Genomic DNA, 19,337 nt, shown 5'->3' with positions numbered 1-19,337 from the left:
ATGATATTTTTATAACTTAAATTCTATTGATTAATTTGACAATAATGACATTGTCAACACCTTCAAATACAGGATTTAATACTAGCCAATTCTTAAAGTTTACTTCGTATGGCTTGGTATATACTCCCGTTATGGGATTAAACCATTCGATTTGCAATTTTTCAGCTTTAGGTAATCCTTTTATGGCTATAGCACTATTAGCTTTTGGCATGTAATATACATATGTGCCGTCTTCATTATTTGCCAAACAATAGCCGCTAGAACTATTTCGATCACTGGGTTGGAGTTTTTCAAAGTTTACTTTGTCTAGAAACTCCCGAAAGTATTTATAGTATTCAAATTTTGGTTGAATCGTGACATCTTCAGAAAAAGGATCATAAATTACTACATTCCAAGCCATGCCTTGCCAATAGTAACTGGTATAGGTACCGGCAAAAGCACATTTGTAATTTCGTTCTATTCCTGATATCGGATCGCTGTAATTACTGTCGAGAAAAATATCATACTGGCACTTTTCATAGGCACCATTTTCTAGGTTAATGATGGGTTTAAAAGGATATTCTTCTTTGAGTTTAAGCATTTTGCTATAGATGTCTGAATGCCAAAACTGTGCTGATATGATATCGACTTTATCAGGGTTAGCTTCGCAGTAATCAAAATCATGCACCGTGACCAATCGCTTATATGCGTCTAGCTTTTTCAGTCTTTCTATACGCTCGGTAATATAATTAGGATCGTCATAGCCATAACGCAGGGCTTCCTTAGAAATATCCCAAATAACGTTGCTTTTAGCCTGGTATCTTTTTACCACATAGTCGAAGTACATATTATCGGCCTCTGAGTTGGCTTCTGGCCAGTTTACCATTTTGTTCCACACATAAATCATAATATGTGCAACAATGTCATGGTCCTCAAGTAAGTCAATAACACGATCATAATGCTTAAAGAATTCAACATTAAGTGCTGAGTAATCTGGATTTTCATTATCTCCTAAAAACGGGAATATTTCCTTTTTTGATCCAAAATTCCACTTTGGGTCTATGTTATCACTTTGTTTCCAATCCAAATCATAAGCGTATACATTCATGATTATTTGGTTAAATCCATTTGCGGAAATAGCCTCTACTAACTTTTTTGTTTTTGTTAAATCTGGGTTACCATAATCTAAAGCAAACAACCAGTCCACCTCATTAGCAACCAGATTATATGGCGTCCCATCTTCATAAATAAGCTTTTGAGCATCCGTATTACTTAGGGTTATGCCACCATGAAGGCCTTCTTTTGCAGGTGACACTTTAATGTTGTGCTTAATAGCATTTAGATCCTTATGGGAAGAGTTGCTAATGGAAGTCCAAAGGCCTTCTATGTTTGGGGTAAAACGTACAAGCCATTCATTGTTGCCATTATAAAATCCAGGTACTATTATTAGGGAACCGTCAGGACCTTTAAATTTACAGGTTAGTTCCACCTGAAAAGGCTTCTCAATGTATCCTTTTACTGTAAACGGCAAATCAATCGTTTCCCATTTATGGACTTGAATACCGTTTTGGCTAAAGGAATTAGTCAATATAAATAAAAATAAGAGGGCACATATTAATATTTTTTTCATTTCTTGTCTGATGTATTTAAAACTCAAGTCCCGTTTTGTTATTAGAAAAGAACTTGTTTCAGGTAATTTCATTATGTTTAGAAAGCCATAAACTTTCAGTTTCTCCATCGGTTTTAAAGTTTTTTTTATTCTATATTACTTGCCTTCAATCGATAATTTATTCTGTCTATACATTTTATGTTCGATAACTTGTGAAGGCATTTCTATATTATTCTCATCTAGAATTCTTTTAATATCGGTAATGGCTTTACTTCTTATATTATGACCCAAATATTCATCGGGTAAGTTTTTAACTGCCAGAATATCTATCCAAAAGAATACTTGAATATCTGTTGTGAATTCTCCTAATCCTTGTACTACGACATTATGTATTGGTTTTTTTAATATGTTTTTATTCGTTTTTAAATAATCTGTTATAAGTTTTCGAGTTATCTCAATATCGCACTCTGGTGCAATACCAATCATAAAATTAATTCTTAAAATACCATCCTTTGTGTAATTAGTAAGCGTGTTTTTAATTATTGAAGAATTAGGTATATAAATATCTTTTCCTTCAGCATTTCTTAAATGTGTGGTTCTTATATCTAAGTCTTTTATAGTGCCTTTGTCTCCTTGAATTTCAATGATATCTCCAATTTCAAAAGGTCGTTTAAAAGCCAAAATTATTCCTGCCAAAAAATTTTCTCCAATATCTTTAAAAGCAAAACCTAGTACGATTGCACTTACGCCTGCTCCCGCAAAAACAGTAGTTGCCAAACCCGTAAAGCCCATTACATTTAATGCCATGATGACTCCAAATAGGTAAAATACCCATTTTATAACTTGTGCTAAAAAATTAGAAATAATACTATCCTGCCATTTTTTTCGAGTAACTTTTACTATAGTTTTAAATACTATTTTACCTAAAAACAAGGCTATAATTAATACTAATATACCGGTAATAATATTTGGAATTAATTTGGTTACCTGCTCAAAATAATCACTAAAAATTTTTTGAAAATTTATATTCATTTATGGGTGAGCTTTTTATTAGAATTGTACGATAATTTATGACTTAAAACCATTTTTAATTTTAAAAAAAAAAGAAGTATACCTATTGCTACAACTATCATTACAAACCACATTATAAAATAGCTGTATTTAAAAGAAAGTTTAGGAACATACTCAAAGTTTGTTCCATAATTTCTTGCAATAAAAGTTAACGGAATAAATATTACTGAAAAAACTGTTAGAAATTTCATTATATCATTTAATTTACTTCTGATTGAGGTATGATACATGTTAAGTTGGTCTGATAATATTTCTTGGTAGTCGTTTGAAGTATTATTTGGTTGACTAATATTATTTTCATGTTCTTTGAACATAGAGTACTAAGTTAGTAAAAAGAAAGAAATCTTATGTTTATTAGAAAGTATTTTCTGAAAGAAAAGTACACGTCAATAAATTATAAATGGCTTAAGTTTTTAATTGATTAGTACGTTTATGGATTTCTTGATTATCATATTAGCTGATATATATCATTTTATTTTGATCTATATGATAATATATTTACTAATAACACTTTAACTACAGGAACTATGAAAATCAAGGCTTCTTATTATCAAAGAAAAAAAGAGTTCCGTCTATTTGTAACTACTACTTTTCCTAATCTTATTAAACTAAAAAAAGAAGGGAAGCAAGCGTCTTTTAATGAATTGGTATTGGAAATAATACCCCAAATAAGACAGTATGTAAATGAAAGGTTGAATACAGCCATAAAAAAAGGAAGTTTTTCGAAAGGGAAGTATAAGGCTGATGAATTTATAGATCAATTATTTATTGAAATCTATGAAAACATTGAAGAGGTTGAAAATGAAAAATATTTTTATCTATGGTTGTTTAAAAAAACCAATGAACTGTTGGAAGATGTTATCGTAGAGGAGGAGTATGATGACTTGTTTTTGAGAAATATTGATGCGTATTCCAAACCTGAATGGGATGAAATGCAGGAAAAATACAGTACAGACGGAGATGGAGATTTACTGATGATTGAGGAACTGGATGACATGTCCTATAACCATAATGATTATAGCCTGAACCATGTATTTGTTGAGGATAATGAGAAGGATTTTATTGAAAAAATAGATAAAAATTTAGGTGCTGAAGCAATTAAAAACCATATTACTATGGTGTTACATAATTTACCTTTGGCATTGCAAAATGTTTTTGAATTATATACAAACCAACAACTCACCTTAGAAGAAATTGCCCAAATACGAAATACTACGGTTAATGAAGTTGAGCAACTTTTAAAAAAGGTGAAAAAAGTATTAAAGTTAAGTCTTTTTAATAGATATTCTCTAGATTAAAGTTTTAGTTTTTTAGAATACTATTGTCTTTCTTGAGTGGTTAACTTTTGGTTTAAACTTTGTAGAAAACATGGATGGGACGTCCTATGTAGTATGGGTTTAGACTTTTTCTCGATTTAGATGTTTAAGTTAGCCGCTATTTCTATGTATTTCATATCCGAGTTTTATCACATTATAAATATGGTTATTCGGCAATTCAATACTCATGCACTACTCATTATACTAATATTTATACTATAGCCTTCACAGGACGTTTTTTCCGTTTTTAATTTTTATAAATTTTTTTAAAACACACCTTGAGGGTAATTTGTAAAAGGAAGCGAGCTAGCAAGAAACTCACTTTGATTAAACTATAAATAGCAATTTTTTATAGTCGTTGTTGTGCGTATTTTTTTTCGTTGTTCGTATTTTCTTTTAGTTCTTATTAATCTATATCTTAAATCGTCATAAAACAGGCTTATTAATAAAATTATAGCTCCTATAATGAGTGTGTTTAATTTAAAATCAAGTCTTGAGTAAAGAAATCCACCTATTATTCCTCCAAGGAAAAAGAAGCAAATTATATAAATCCGTAGTTTAATAGTCGATTTAATTTTTTCCCTATGCGGAGGGTCTTTAAGGAAAAATAGTTGCGATATTTCAATTCCTAAGTCTGTAAACAACCCTGTAAGATGTGTTGTTCTTACAACGGCATTAGAGATTTTTGTAACAAAAGAATTTTGAAGTCCCATTGCGAAGAGTAGTAAGCAAACAATAATGTCTGGATATTTTATTGCTCCAGTATTACTTAAGATAGAAATTGATAATAATATTAGGCATTCTATTATTGTTGGTTTAACAAAAACATTAAGTTTTTTATTTCCTTTGAATTTTTCTATTAGAAAACTGGACAAAAAAGAACCAAAGAGAAAGGAAAAAATATAAAGGAAATAAATTGTCCCTTTCCAAACTTCAAAATTGGCAACATCACTGATAAATAGAGCAAAATGCCCGGTTACATTTGTTGTCAATTGGTTAAAAGCTAAAAAACCTGTAACATTTACAATACCAGCAACAAAGGATAGGATTGTGGCAATTCGTAGATTGTGTTTTATTGTTCTGCTTTTACCTTGATGTCTGAACATTTTGTTTTAAATTATGTGGCCTTTATATAGGGCAGGTCAATATGACGTACAACGTTTATGTATTTGGATAGTAGCAAATGCCCAACCACCTTTAGTTATGCACAAAATAGTAATTATTTTTATACGTTTTTTAAAATAGTGCTTTCTGTTCGGTTTGCTGTATATGATTTTTTAGCCACATATTAATCAGTCTTTTCGGAACAGACCGAAATATAATAATTATCTAAATCTCTAATTGAAAATTCTAATCGTCTAGAGTTTGGGTTGATTTTCGGTTCGCTTTCAATTTGTGCATTCATTGCTATAGCATTTTCCCAAATTGGAGTTATACTATCCACCAAAAAATATAAAATCAGTCCGTTACCCGAATTTTTTGAATTGATCAAAGTTGGGTGTTCGTGAGCTCCCCATTTGTGTAGTGACAAAATGTGTTCGTCATTTTCATCGGTTAAAATTTCAAAAGTAGTCCCACCGTGTTTACTTATACACCCCAGTAACTTTTGGTAAAACTCTGAGCTTTTTTCCACATTTGCAACAGCAATAATTGGTTCTGTTCTTATCACTTTAAATATCTTTGTATTAGGTTATTATATTTTTTTGAGTTCATAAAGCAAATCTAAAGTTTTGATTTGTTGTATTAAGTTATTGAATTCTGGAGATGATTTGAGTATTATTTACAACGTTTGGTCTATTGTTAGTTTGGGGGTTTAAGCAATTAATTTTAAACCTCTTAAGTTTGTAATTTACTAAATTTAATTATTAATCAGAACGATAAAAATAAAGAATTAACATTACAATACACGGTAAAATATCTGACTTCGACAATATTGATAAGCCTCTCTCTTTTTCTACGTAAACTTCGTTCAGTTCTGTTAGACCTAGATCTCTTTTTTAAGTTGTGAACTTACCTAAAATAGGTTGGCTAAAGATAGAATCTAGGATTAATAGCCGTACCGAATAAGTTGCTTGAACAGGCTTTAGCTATTGTAAAAAATAGATTGTTATATGGTGAAAACCTTTTTTCACAATTAGCTTAAAGTTACTTGTTGTTTAACTCAGTTATTTGTAGTTCAGTCGTGTTTTTTCTTTTTTATTTTTGATTTGTCACTTCGTACACGGATCCAATTAATAGAAAGTTTTGAAATAACAGCACTTATAATAGCAACACTATTAAATAAAATATCTTGAAGGTCGAATACTCGATTAGGTAAAATTATTTGTATACCTTCATCTAGTACTCCAATAAAAAAAGTTATAATAAAAGAAATTAAAGCAGGTTTATGTATTTGTACGCCTTGGTTTTTACGTTCAATAAGTGCTTTGTGGATGATAATTGTCAAAATACTATATTCAAATAGATGACTCCTTTCTGGGAGTCCCAATCTAAGAAAAACCATAATATAAACAGCAACTATTCCAAACCATAGAGATAATTCAATCTTACTTGGTTTTATCTTTATCGCGTTAATTATAATTGCTATACCAGTTAATAAAATACCAATTAGGAATACAATTATTTGTACATTTTGATTTCCAAAAAATTGTGCTAATGGTTTCCCGATAAATAGGGTGGTGAAAATACCTATAAGAACTACCAATGCCCAAAACCAAAGATGTTTCTCTCGTGAAGATTTAAAAAAGGACATGGTATCAATTATATTAGTAACTTTCTCAACATGACGCACAACGGTCTCGACTATAAGTTGTTGCTTGGTTTAGTGCTTGATTTTGCAAGTACACACTAAACTTAAAATCTGATAGGATTTTAAGTAGTAGATTAGGACAAGCAATTACTTATGGCCATTGTTTTGGCTAATTTTTATATTGATTTTTCAAAAGCTTCAGAAATCCATTCTTTTAGTTCTTTGTCAACTTCTGATTCATCAGATAATCTTACTCTGTGAGTACACATTGTTCCAAACGGACCCGAATTTTCAAGCCTGTTCGTGGTTGGTTTGTCCTTTAACTTAAAACCCAGGTCGATTCTTGTTTTTGTCGCTGGCTTGATAAGAACAAATTGTCTTTTCCTTATGATGCTTACACTTCCTTTTTTGGGAATAATAGTCACATCAGAGCCAAGTGATTTAACATATTTAATAAGTTTTTTATAAATAGGAACTAGATTTTCTTTGCCTTTATATTGGGCTTGTACTAAATCTACCGATGGACTATCATCTTCTTTTGTTAAAGATACTATGGTGTTCGCAAATCCGTGAGTAACTCCATGTTCAGACTTTAGAAATTTGACACCTTCTGAATGTTTTGCAAAAGGTTGTTCTTTTAGGATTTTTTTCCATTCGTCTAATGACTTACCTGTTTTTTCAGGCATATTGTCAATCATAGTTTGTAATGCTTTGTCCATACCTTATTGGTTTAATTGGTTACGGCCTTGTGTATAATTAGTGTTGTGTTTAAGTACCTAATTTAACAAATAAAAACCGAATAGAAAATCCGTGTATATTTTTGTAAACAGGCCAAAACAAGCAATAAATTATATACCTTTTATACTTTTAGCTATAAAACTAACTTGATACCTAACGATGTGATGGTAAATTTACCTTTCTAATTTACCTATTTCTCTATTTTCACTTCCTTTAGCAATTCCAACGTTTAAATCACCAAGTTCTTTTCTGTATGTTTCCACTACAAGCATTAATTCCTCTACTTTTTCTGGGTAATATTCAATGACATTAAACCTTTCACCAGGATCTCTTCTCATATTGTAAAGTTCAGGTTTCTCAATGGTTGTTTTTAGTCTTCTGCCATTACGGCCGTCACTACCAGGTTTAGCGTTATATGATTTAAAAGTATGTGGTAAAACTAACTTCCATTGCCCTTTTCGTACGCCATTTAAATTGTTTTTTCCTAAGTAATAAAGGATGGTTTCACGTGGTGTAGATTCAAAATCACCTTTCCAAAGTGGGGTTACATCAACACCATCAATTTTATTATCAGACAACTTGCCATTTGTTATAGAGGCGAATGTAGGTAACAAATCGATGGCACAAGCAAGTTTATTACAAATAGTACCTTCAGGTGTTTGTCCTGGCCAGCGAATTATAAAAGGCACACGTTGACCGCCTTCCCAAATCGTTAATTTTCCTTCTCGTAAGCCGCCTGCTGAACCCGCATGATTTCCATAATTCAACCAAGGTCCATTATCAGTAGTAAAAATAAAAATGGTATTATCTGTTAAATTGTTTTTCTCTAATGCTTTGTTTATCTCTCCAACAGACCAGTCAATTTCCATCATGACATCGCCATATAGGCCTTGTTCACTTTTACCTCTAAATTTATCCGATACGCCAAGTGGAATATGCCCCATAGTATGAGGAACATACAAAAAGAATGGGTTCTCTGCGTTCCTATTAATAAAATCGATCGCCTTTTCTGTATAAAGCGTTGTAAGTTTATCTTGATCTTTTAAACTAGTAATTGTTTCAGAAATTTCATTTCCTACCATCAAAGGCAGCTCTGGATAACTTGCACGACCGGGACCTTTCTGTAACTTTTTACCCGTAACATCGCTACGTGGCCACATGTCATTGGAGTATGGTAAACCTACATATTCATCGAAACCATGCTGCAAAGGAAGAAACTCTTTTTGCCAGCCTAAATGCCATTTACCAAAGCAAGCCGTAGCGTAACCTTGCTCTTTAAACATTTCGGCCATAGTTAATTCTGATGCATTCATTCCAGTAGAATCTTTAGGAAATAAAGCCCCCGAGAATCCAATTCTATTTGGATAACAACCGGTTAAAATCCCAGCACGTGAAGCTGTACATACGGCCTGGGCGGCATAATAATTTGTAAACCGCATGCCTTGGCTTGCCATTTGGTCAATATGTGGCGTTTTAAAACCTGTTGCTCCATAGGCTCCTACGTCTCCATAACCTTCATCATCAATAAATATAACGACTACATTGGGAGTTTTGCTGTTTTGTTTTTGTTTGTTTTGGCTATAACTTTTAAATAAAACCGTAGTAAGTAGAATTAAAAAAATAAACTTTTTCATTATTGAAATTATATTAATATAAGAAATTTTTATTAGTATGTCTCTCCTGAAATATGGCTACAGGTTAAAATTGAATTTAGGCTAATAATTTACCCGCCTGCCGGTCGGGCAGGTATACCGTATTTGGTGTTTTAAAGTCTAAAGATAAATGTAAACTTATTTCGTTGTATAAATTAATAGCATTTTTTGTGTCTCCTTTTTCGTGTAGCCTAGTTATCAAAAGTTTGGTCTAGATAAAACTCCTTTTTTAATATGTTATTTACACGCTCTGCCATGGTATTTTGTTCATGGTATATCATTTTTTATAATGAGTTCATAAATCTTCATTAGGCTGAAATTTCATAACAATGATTTTCTTCTGTCATACTAATAGTTATTTTCTTTCCTTTCAATATCTAGGTGTACCCATTGCAACAGTACTTCTTAAGTTAGCATTTTAATAAGTTAGTCCGACAGTTTTTTTTAAATAAGTATTTTGCTTTAAAAGATTAAGCATAAAATGTGCTACATCAGCACGAGAAATCATTTTTGTTAATAGATAATGCCCAACATTTTTACCATGTTTATATATCGTTCTTTTTTTTCCGTTAGTAAGCTGTCCAGGTCGAACGATCGTCCACTCTAATTCACTATTCATAATTAATTTTTCTTGCTTAGATTTATCCAAGAAGTAAAAAAACAATATAAAAGGAATAGTAAACAAAGTATAATATAAACCAAGCTTAAACTTACTATCATTAACACCTAGTGATGTAATACAAATAAGCCGTTTTACATTGTTTCTTTCCATTGCAGTTATGATGTTTTTGGTGCCTCGTGACAGTATAGTTGTCTTAATAATGAATTTTTTATGACCTAAAGCTGATAGTACTGCATCTTGACCTTGAAAACTCGTTTCGTAACTTTTCGGAATTAGCACATTTCCTTTCAGAACCTTAAGATTGGTATGACTATATTTTACTTTACTCGGATTCCGAACAACAGCTGTAATTACATGACCTTGAGAGAGGCCTTGTTTTATTATTTCACGTCCTGTTTTTCCTGTTCCGCCAATCACTAATAGTTTCATGGTATTTTGTTTTATTGAATATGAAGCTAATTGTTTTTTTACACTAATTGATTTATAAATAACCGAACTGTTAATAATTAAAGACGAATTGTAATTCAAATTTATTTTAACGTGTTTTTGTATGATTTCATTGCGATAGAACTAAGATATCAAATAAACAGAAACTCTTTATTCATTGCTCTGAAATTCCTATCAGAATTTCAGAGCAATGAATTATACACGTCTTAAGTTAGCATTTTATTAAAAACATTAAATTAAGACCTATAAAATAGAAAGAACAAAAGAGAGGAATAAGGTTATTATACACGGAGAGACTACAGATCTCGTCAACATTGAAAATCCCCTCTCTTTTTTTTTCATTATTTTTTATTCTATACTAAGGTATTCAAGAATCTCATTCTTCGATTTCTACATAGTTTTCGTACAGTTCTATGAGGCTTTTGGACCTCGATTTTAAGTCGTTGAAACTCGCGTAGTCGTCCTTTCAAAAAACATTTTCTTATGAATAAAGATATTAAATATTTTGGAATAGACATTAGCCATTTAGTTTTTGATGTAACAGATTCAAATGGCAATTACTACCAATTTAAAAACACGATTTCTGGCTTTAAAAAATTCACAAAACTCTTAGATTTGGATAGTCATTGTGTTATAGAAGCCACGGGATACTAACACTATCAATTAGCTTATTATTTACTTGAATTTGGGATACAAGTTTCTGTAGAGAATCCATTAGCAATTAAACGCTTTATCCAGATGAAATTATCGAAAATTAAGACCGATAAAAGTGATTCTAGCCTTATCTGTGAATATGCAAAACAAGTAGAATTAAAACTTTGGAAAGGGAATTCAAAGCATCAAACAGAATGTCTTCAAATGACTAGACTCCTTTCTGTATATACAAAACAGAGCACCATGCTCAAAAATAAACTACATGGTGAAGCTGTTTTAGGAGATCCTAGTAAAGCAGTTGTTAGTTCTTTAAAACGAAGTCTGAAGCATGTCCAAAAGGAAATTAAAACCTTAGAAGATACACTCATTATATTAGTAAAGGAAGACCATCAAGATGTTTTAACTCGGTTAAAAAGTATACCAGGAATTGTAAATAAAACAGCACTAATGCTTGTGGTACTTACTGATGGATTTGAGCGTTTTACAAGCGGTAGTGAACTCTGCAGTTATGCTGGATTAACTCCTGTAATTAGACAGAGTGGAAGTAGTGTAAATGGGCGTAGTAGGATAAGTAAAATAGGAAACCAAAAACTCCGGAATTTATTATTTATGTGCAGTTTTAATGCCTGTAATTACAACAAAGCATGCAGAGATATCTATGAACGAATTGTAGCAAAGGGCAAGAGTAAAAAACAGGCTTTAATAGCAGTATGTAATAAGCTTTTAAAACAGGCTTTTGCTATCGCAAAATCAGGTTTAGTATATGATGATACATATAGAAGTACTTTAGTGAAAAGTTAATGCGTTTTTACTTGTTTTTTACCACAGTACTTTGTTAGCTACAGTGTTTTTAATTTCCCGTACAAATCATTCAATTCGTATTCTATTGGAATTAATAATTCTCCGTTATAATTTACAATTCCCCATTTCATTCCAATCCTTGCATATGCTATTGATTGAAAATATTTTTTTTGTTTAATTTTTCCAAATCCGAGAACTTTACTTTCATCACCTTCTATTAATTTAATTTCATCGTACTTTTCGGTCAAGAGCTCTTTTTTTCTGTAATCCCAAATTTGCCATTCATTATTTTTCTGCAATGCAGTTAACCCTTTAAATTCACTTAATTTATTGTCATATTCAAATTTGAGTAAAGTTTCTCCCTTAAAATTAACAATTCCCCATTTTAAACTGTCTGAAGCAGCTACTTGTTCCTTAAAGGGAATTCCTAAACTCTGATATTTGAAGTCTAGAATAGTTTCATTTTTAGTATTTATTATTCCAGCTTTTCCATTTTTTCGGGCAATTGCCAAACTATCTATAAATACATAATTCAAATCGTACTGACATTTAATAATTTCCTCTCCATTAATATTTATGTAACCGAAATAATCTCCTTCTCTTACTTTTGATAAACCATCGAAAAACTCTCCGATTACCATATATTTATATTCAGTAAGTGGTTTGAAATTATTGTCAAAAAGTGCATAATCTCCATTGAAATCCAATTGAACTTTGATAAATCCATTTGACAAAAAGTCTATGTTGGAATATTTTGGTTCTAAAATGAAGTTGCCTAAACTGTCCGATATCCCATATTTATATAAAATCTCACGAGTGTCTAAATCTAAACTTTGTCCAATAACTTTAGCAATTTGTCTAGTAAAATAGAACTTTCTATTTTTAAAATTAATGCGATGATATTTGGGTTGAACTATGATTTCATTATCCGATGATATTATTCCGAGATTATATTCTCCATAATATTTAGGCCTATATCCAAAAATAAATTTATCGTTACCAACGTATTTTAAATAACCATACTTTGCTGGAATAATTAGATTGTTTTCTTTGTCAATCGCTCCTAAACTATCATTTTGGACAATAACTGCATAATCTTCCGAGAACTTTCTAGCATATTGATATTGAGGTTTTATTTTAATTTCTCCAATACTATTTTTATATCCCCAAAATTGATTTTTTTCGAAAGGTGTTAATTCTTGAGCATACAATGTTTGTTGACAAAAACTAATTGTCAAAAATAGTAAAAAACTTAAATTTATTCTCGATTTCGACATTGTAGCTAACGGTCTTGTGTATGGTTAGTTGCGTGGTTAAGCAACTAAGTTAACAAACAAATCACAGATAGAAAATTCCAGCGGAATTTTCGTAAGTCGGCAGTGACCTAGCAATTAATTATACACAGTGTTGTGCCCAGTTATTTTAGTCGATACATTGTTTTATTTTTTTCTCCTATTTTTTCAAATAAACCTAGTTCAGCTCCTTTTTTCAAATCTCTACTAGCTGTTGCAGAAGAAATATCCTTAAAAATATCCATATAATCTTTTCTTGTAAATTCAGTTTTATTTAAGGAAACATAATATTCTAATCGGTCTTTTTCACTTAAGGTTCTATTATTGAAATCTAATAATTGACTTATTGAAGTGTCAATTACGTTTAGCATATATTCGATAAATTTAGTTGATTTTCCAGATTTATCACTTTCAGCCAAAGCTCTGTAATATTTTTCTTGGTCGTTGCTAATTAAAGTTTCAAATGGTAGAAACTCAAATATTGGATATTTTTCCATTAAAATTAAAGTTTGCCATAATCGTCCCATCCTGCCATTTCCATCTAAAAAAGGATGTATGAATTCCATTTCGTAATGAAAAACACAACTTTTAATTAACTCAATTTCATCTGACTTTTTTAAATATTCAAAGAGGTCTTTCATTAAGTATGGCACATTTTCAAAAGGTGGTGCTAAATGCTCAACTTTAGAGCCTTTTACGATTCCTACACTTTGATTTCTATATTTTCCAGAATTTTCAATCAGACCTTCCATTAAGTTTTGATGTGCCTTTAAAAATGATTTTTCATTAGAAGGATTGTATTCTACTAAATTTTCATAGATTTTGATAGCATTTAAAACTTCAAGAACATCTTTTTTAGGACCAATAACTCTTTTATTTTCAAGAAGTGCTGTTATTTGTTCTTCTGTAAGTGTGTTTCCTTCTATTTTTAATGAAGAATGAATAGTTTTAATCCTATTTTGTTTTCTGAGTTTCGGTGAAGGTTTGTTTAATAAATTAGCATTTACTTCTCCTATTTTCTCTGAAATAGAAGTTATTAATTTTAAAATAGATGATGTTATTTCGTATGGTGGTTTCATTTTGATACTATCATTTGATACTATCAAAGATACATTCATTTACCTTAATTATGTAATGAAACGGAATTTTTTAATTGGGCACAACGAGTTTGTATAACGCTAGTGGCGCGTTTTGTTCTTTGTTTTTTGGTTGGGGATTAAAGATAGTAAAAAGTAGGAAACGCAATTCATTTAACCCTCAACGGCATTTGCGTTATACGTTGTTGTGCTTTCGTTATTTTTTATTATAATTTTCTATCGCTGTTAATAATTCATTTCCAAAGGTTACTTGTTCCTCATAAAAACCTGTGAGTTCTGCTGTGAACAAAAAACCTCTATATAAAATTGATAATACTATATCATTTCCTTCGTGTTCGGTTAACATATCTGTGTAGTTACCTAACGCTTCTCGCATTTTCTGATTTGGTCTTTTTTCGAGTTCTAACCAACTTGAAAAGAAACCACTTTTATGTAATTCTAAGTCCAAATCATTAGCCCATACTTGTAAACTTGTTTCTTCAAATATTACATTGTCAACTGAATTGTAATAATCATATATTAATTCTTCTATTTCAGAGTCGTCAAGGTGTTGTAAATATCCAGAGTTTTTTAAAGATTCAAACCCACTACGATTAAAATTCAAAGGTTGCTCTATTATCATTGCAAATACAGCGTTGGTGATTTTTCGTTGATCACTCCAGTCTTTTTTGGAAATCAATTCTGTAGCCTGTGCACACAATAGTGATTGTTGCGTCCTTGTCTGAATCATAAATTCTGCAACTTTAATATCGCTTTTTACATTTATTGCGATTTTTTCCAAGTAATTCTTGAGGGCTTTTTTTTCGTTTTTGATTTGATTTTGGTTGTTGACTTGAAGTGCAATCAAAATTCCAATAACAACAAGTATTATTTCGCCAACTGCATAAATTAAATACTTGCTGAATTTGTTTTCAGATAGTAGTTTTTGTCTAATTTTTCTAAAGAATTTTATCATTGGTTAGCGGTTTCTGATAATGAAGCACAACGGTCTAGTATATGAAAAGTAGGGCAGTTGATAATCACTTACTTTCGGATTTACACTTAGCCATATTTTTTGTTTTATTTTTATCTTTTTCCTAAAATACAAATTAAAAATATGGCGGACTTTGCAAAAAAGCACAAGCCTTTGATTTAGCACTTTCCGCCCTGTTTTTTATATACATTGTTAGCCACTGGCTTTATTCCGCAAACTTGCTAGCGTTGGCAGAAGACATACTCTTTTGAAATTTTTGGCGTAGCGTGGGCTTGAGCGAATTGCAAATGTGTATGGCTTTGAGCGTTGGCTTATTCATTCATCTTTCGGTAAATCTTTTTCATCATTAATTCTTTTACCAAGTCTCCAAACATTTTATCCTCCAATATTTTCTCAAATATGTCTTGATTTTGGTCCATTCGTCCAATTAGTTTGTTCATAAACATATCCTCAAAGGCATATTTAAACGTGTCCATTTTATTCGCTTTTGCCTGCTTTTGAAGTTTTTCATCTTCCATTAATTCCGCTTCTATTTGGTCAAAGAATAGTTTGTCCGCTTCTTCAAATTCAGTTCCAAATCTGTCATTTAAAACAGAAACAATTTCCGATAATAAAGCTTCTTCCTCTTTCGTGCGTTTTAATCCAGCTTCTGTTGTTCCGCTTAATTCACCTTCTTCACCTTTTAAAAGGTCAATAGAACCTTCTTTAATCTTTTCTAAACGATAATATTCCAATGCTACTTCATCCGAAAGTTGGAAAGTCTCTGATAAATCTCTTTTCGGTAAACGTGTTTGCAATAATTTGGCAAATGCATAGAATTTTTCAAATTCAGCATCTACGAATGGCATTATTTGAGCTAAGAAAGAATACAAGTTTGTCCAAGAACGAATTGATTTTTTGAATTCGTCTTGCTTTTCTTCTGTTTCTAATTCTTTGAAGCGTTCTACAGATGGGTCTGTAAATGAATACAGATATTTTTGATTTTTAGCATTGTTCAAATTTGTGTTAGGGTGGAAGTACACATTTGCAAATTCATCAATTTCTTCCTGCCAATACACTTGAAAATCATCTAATCTAGCTTTTAAATCATACAAATGATTGATGTCTGTTTCATCTGTAACCGTTGTTATTTCGTAATAAGGTTGAAAAGATTGAAAAATAGTTTCTCTATCATTAGCAAAATCTAAAACAAAAGTATCTTCTTTACCTGCACACATTCTGTTCAATCGAGAAAGTGTTTGAACTGCTTTTACTCCTGATAGTTTCTTATCAACATACATTGTATGTAATAAAGGTTGGTCAAAACCTGTTTGATATTTGTCGGCTACAATTAGAATTTTGTATTCCTCTTTCTCAAACATTTGAGGTAATTCTTTTTCTTTAAAGCCATTCAATTCTGATTCTGAAACGCCATCAGGGTAATTGTCATCTTTCAGTTTTCCTGAAAAAGCTACAATCACTTTTAATTCATTCTGATACTTTTTCTCCTTGATGTATTTCTTAAATTCTTCAAAATATCTTTTGGCGTGCAACCTTGAACCACAAACGACCATTGCTTTTGCTTTACCACCAATTTTTTTAGAAACAATAGACCTAAAATGTTCAATTATAATTTCTGTTTTTTGAGCCAAATTGTGTGGATGCAAAGACACATATTTACCAATAGCTTTTGCAGTTTTCTTTTTATTCAGTTGTGGGTCTTCTTCTATGGCTTTAGTTAATTTGAAATAAAGTTCATAAGTTGTGTAGTTTTTTAGAACGTCTAAAATAAAACCTTCTTCTATGGCTTGACGCATAGAATATAAGTGAAACGGTTTTGGCTTGCCTTCTTCATCTTTAGCTCCAAAAACTTGAAGAGTTTTATATTTTGGTGTTGCTGTAAATGCAAAGAATGAAACGTTGGTTTGTTGACCTCTTGCTTGAGCTGACTTTTCAATACAGCTATTCACTATATCCTGTCCTAAAATAGTTTCATCATCATCACCTTCGCCATAATTTGGATAAGGTTCTTGTGCTGTACTTTCTTCATCTTCTACAACACCTAAAACCTCTTTCATTTTTTTACTTGCTTCACCACCTTGCGAACTATGAGCTTCATCAATAATTACCGCATATTTACGGTTTGGGATTTCGCCAACTTTATCAATTACATAAGGAAACTTTTGAAGTGTTGTAATGATAATATTTGTTCCATTACTAATTGCATCAGCCAGTTGTTTACTGTCTTTATCTATTTTTTGAACTACACCTTGTTTGTGTTCAAATTGATAAATGGTATTTTGTAATTGTTGGTCTAAAACTCGTCTGTCAGTTACTACAATTACGGAATCAAAAATACGTTCGTTTGATGCATTGTGTAAGCTTGTTAAACGATAAGCTAACCAAGCGATTGAATTACTTTTTCCTGAACCTGCTGAATGTTGTACTAGATAATTTTTTCCTGCTCCATTTTCTAGAGTATCATCAGTTATTTCTCGAACAGCATCCAATTGATGATAACGAGGAAAAATCATTTTTTCCTTTTTGTAAACCTTTCCGTTTGAAATTACTTCTTCAGTTTGTAAATGGATAAATTGTTGTAGTATTTGAAACCAACTATCCTTTTGTAGAATATAATTCCATAAATAAGACGTACGATAATCTTTATTTTTAGAAATTGGGTTCCCTTTTCCGTTACCGTTGCCTTGATTGAACGGAAGCCAAAAGGTTTTTGAACCTTCTAATTTGGTTGCCATATAAACTTCGTCTGAATCTACAGAGAAGTGAACTAAAGCACGTTTTTTAAAAGAAAACAATAGTTCTTTTGAGTCTCTTGTATCTTTATATTGTTTTTTGGCGTGATTTACATTTTGTCCTGTAAATTGATTTTTAAGTTCTAAAGTTGCAACTGGTAAACCATTTAAACCTAAAACAATATCAACTGAGTTTTTATTCTTTTTGCTGTAATAGATTTGGCGATATACTTTTAAACTATTGCTATTGTACATTTGTACAGCATCAGGATTTAAGCCAGAAGCAGGTTTAAAATATGCCATTTGAAAACGTACACCATAATCTACAAAACCTTTACGCAAAACATCTAAAGCACCTCTTAAATCTAGTTCTTTGTACAAGCGTTGTAAAACTCTATTTTCGGTATCTTTTCCGTGAATTGCAGAAATTTTCTCCCATCTTTTAGGCTGTGAGCGTTGTAAAAAAGCTAAGATTTCGTCTTTAAAAAATCCAAGTTCTTTACTATACGTATTTGGGTCACCAATGTTATATCCACCATTTTGTACTAAGGCTTGTTCTATGGCAGTTTCAAATGTATTTTCAGTTGTTATGCTCATCTCTTCTAAATTTGTGGTTCACTTTTTTGGCTACTTATAAATTGGCGATATGCCACATCTTTAAAAACCAAGCGTAAAACGTGTTTTTGTTTTTCTGAAACCGTATCTTTTAAATATCCATCTTCGTCATAACATTCTCTTACTAATTCGTAGTCATCAGGATAGGTTTCTTCGTCTATATTTTGTAAACTTTCGGGTAAATCAGATTCAATAATTTCAAACGTATCAGGATTAAAATATCGAACTAATGGTTTATTGATTTCGTTATACTCACGACCTTGAAAACAAGGAATACCTTTACTGGATTCCCAATACACACCAAAAAATTCTGTGCGGTTGGATTTATACACTTTGGCTATTTGTAAACTTCCGTCAACTTCTCTAATTGCTTTGTCTAAGGAAATATCACTGAGAACTCGAATCGGTTCCATATCCAAATTGTCGTCTTGTTTATCTTCATCAAACCTGAGTTTGTTGTATCTATCTTTTGCTTCTTGAACCACATTTATTGATGCATTACCAATGAAAGTATAAAACACGCGTTTTCCATTGTTTGTTAATTCATCAAAAACAAATCCTTCTACAGCTTCATTGTAATACAATTTCCAAACCCTAAACGCACCATTTGCACCTTGTTGCCAATCCCAGCCACCAAATAGAAATTGTGCAGAACCTCTTAACTCGTGGATGTTTTCTCCAGGGATTTCTGAAACTATTTTAGAAACTAATTCTGTAAACTGTTCTGACAAAAATTCTAAGACCTCTTCAAGTGTTGCCGAAGGTGATTGCAAATAGTTATCTAAATGAATGGAAGACACCATATTTAAAACCAATGGATAAGCTCTAAATGTGTCTCCTGCAAAACAGAGTAAACAGTCTTTCCTTGGTAATTCAAATAATTTGATTCCGTGTTTCCATTTTTCGCCACCTGTAAGGCAACTATCTGTAGCAAATACTAGTTCTTCAGTATCATTTGCTTGTCGTATGTGTGCTGTGCAAAGTGTCATT

15 protein-coding genes and 1 pseudogene are annotated in these 19,337 nt (G+C 31.4%); 2 read left to right on the top strand and 14 right to left on the bottom strand.

Features of this window, described 5'->3' with window-relative positions; translation table 11 throughout:
• Positions 1 to 16: 16 nt before the first annotated feature.
• The 3 genes from ABJM36_RS03365 to ABJM36_RS03355 form a co-directional block, all read right to left on the bottom strand.
• Positions 17 to 1,609, bottom strand: a complete 1,593-nt coding sequence (locus ABJM36_RS03365) for a DUF5060 domain-containing protein (RefSeq protein WP_348449174.1) — start codon at positions 1,607 to 1,609, stop codon at positions 17 to 19.
• Between the two features lie 135 nt (positions 1,610 to 1,744).
• The gene (locus tag ABJM36_RS03360) at positions 1,745 to 2,620 is read right to left on the bottom strand and encodes a mechanosensitive ion channel family protein (RefSeq protein WP_348449172.1); all 876 of its coding nucleotides are present in this window, start codon (positions 2,618 to 2,620) and stop codon (positions 1,745 to 1,747) included.
• On the bottom strand, positions 2,617 to 2,973 hold the full coding sequence (locus ABJM36_RS03355) for a CorA family divalent cation transporter (RefSeq protein ID WP_348449170.1): 357 nt from the start codon (positions 2,971 to 2,973) through the stop codon (positions 2,617 to 2,619). Before ABJM36_RS03355 ends, ABJM36_RS03360 begins: the two co-directional genes overlap by 4 nt.
• Positions 2,974 to 3,186: 213 nt before the next feature.
• On the opposite strand from ABJM36_RS03355, the gene ABJM36_RS03350 reads away from it, so the two are divergent.
• Positions 3,187 to 3,957: a sigma-70 family RNA polymerase sigma factor gene (locus ABJM36_RS03350; protein WP_348449168.1), complete on the top strand. Its 771-nt coding sequence runs from the start codon at positions 3,187 to 3,189 to the stop codon at positions 3,955 to 3,957.
• Positions 3,958 to 4,307: 350 nt separating this feature from the next.
• On the opposite strand, the gene ABJM36_RS03345 is transcribed toward ABJM36_RS03350, so the two are convergent.
• The 6 genes from ABJM36_RS03345 to ABJM36_RS03320 form a co-directional block, all read right to left on the bottom strand.
• Positions 4,308 to 5,081 (bottom strand): YoaK family protein, encoded by a 774-nt coding sequence (locus ABJM36_RS03345; protein ID WP_348449166.1) that lies wholly within the window; start codon positions 5,079 to 5,081, stop codon positions 4,308 to 4,310.
• Between the two features lie 182 nt (positions 5,082 to 5,263).
• A complete protein-coding gene (locus ABJM36_RS03340; protein WP_348449164.1) occupies positions 5,264 to 5,644 on the bottom strand; it encodes a VOC family protein in 381 nt (126 codons plus the stop codon).
• Between the two features lie 507 nt (positions 5,645 to 6,151).
• Positions 6,152 to 6,727 carry a VanZ family protein gene (locus ABJM36_RS03335; protein ID WP_348449162.1) on the bottom strand — a complete coding sequence of 192 codons (576 nt, stop codon included), beginning with the start codon at positions 6,725 to 6,727 and terminating at the stop codon, positions 6,152 to 6,154.
• A 173-nt stretch (positions 6,728 to 6,900) separates the two neighbouring features.
• Positions 6,901 to 7,443, bottom strand: coding sequence for a DUF4287 domain-containing protein (locus ABJM36_RS03330; protein WP_348449160.1), 543 nt, complete (start codon positions 7,441 to 7,443; stop codon positions 6,901 to 6,903).
• Between the two features lie 192 nt (positions 7,444 to 7,635).
• Positions 7,636 to 9,096, bottom strand: a complete 1,461-nt coding sequence (locus ABJM36_RS03325) for a sulfatase (protein ID WP_348449158.1) — start codon at positions 9,094 to 9,096, stop codon at positions 7,636 to 7,638.
• Between the two features lie 436 nt (positions 9,097 to 9,532).
• Positions 9,533 to 10,165 carry an SDR family oxidoreductase gene (locus tag ABJM36_RS03320; protein ID WP_348449156.1) on the bottom strand — a complete coding sequence of 211 codons (633 nt, stop codon included), beginning with the start codon at positions 10,163 to 10,165 and terminating at the stop codon, positions 9,533 to 9,535.
• Between the two features lie 501 nt (positions 10,166 to 10,666).
• On the opposite strand from ABJM36_RS03320, the pseudogene ABJM36_RS03315 reads away from it, so the two are divergent.
• Positions 10,667 to 11,638 (top strand): annotated as a pseudogene (locus ABJM36_RS03315) (IS110 family transposase).
• Positions 11,639 to 11,676: 38 nt separating this feature from the next.
• Here ABJM36_RS03315 and ABJM36_RS03310 read toward each other — a convergent pair.
• From ABJM36_RS03310 to ABJM36_RS03290, 5 genes are all read right to left on the bottom strand, one after another.
• On the bottom strand, positions 11,677 to 12,915 hold the full coding sequence (locus tag ABJM36_RS03310; protein WP_348449154.1) for a WG repeat-containing protein: 1,239 nt from the start codon (positions 12,913 to 12,915) through the stop codon (positions 11,677 to 11,679).
• Positions 12,916 to 13,055: 140 nt separating this feature from the next.
• Entirely contained in the window at positions 13,056 to 14,009 is a 954-nt protein-coding gene (locus ABJM36_RS03305) for a Fic family protein (RefSeq protein ID WP_348449152.1), read from the bottom strand.
• Between the two features lie 214 nt (positions 14,010 to 14,223).
• Complete coding sequence (locus tag ABJM36_RS03300; RefSeq protein WP_348449150.1) at positions 14,224 to 14,982, bottom strand: hypothetical protein; 759 nt, start codon at positions 14,980 to 14,982, stop codon at positions 14,224 to 14,226.
• Between the two features lie 329 nt (positions 14,983 to 15,311).
• On the bottom strand, positions 15,312 to 18,329 hold the full coding sequence (locus tag ABJM36_RS03295) for a DEAD/DEAH box helicase family protein (protein ID WP_348449148.1): 3,018 nt from the start codon (positions 18,327 to 18,329) through the stop codon (positions 15,312 to 15,314).
• A gap of 5 nt (positions 18,330 to 18,334) precedes the next feature.
• Complete coding sequence (locus ABJM36_RS03290) at positions 18,335 to 19,336, bottom strand: hypothetical protein (protein WP_348449146.1); 1,002 nt, start codon at positions 19,334 to 19,336, stop codon at positions 18,335 to 18,337.
• Position 19,337: the final 1 nt, after the last annotated feature.

This window comes from Algibacter sp. (genome assembly GCF_039977455.1).
Classification (GTDB): Bacteria; Bacteroidota; Bacteroidia; order Flavobacteriales; family Flavobacteriaceae; genus Algibacter_B.
The sequence above is the reverse complement of the archived record's forward strand: the minus strand, read 5'-3'. Positions and strand labels throughout refer to the sequence as shown.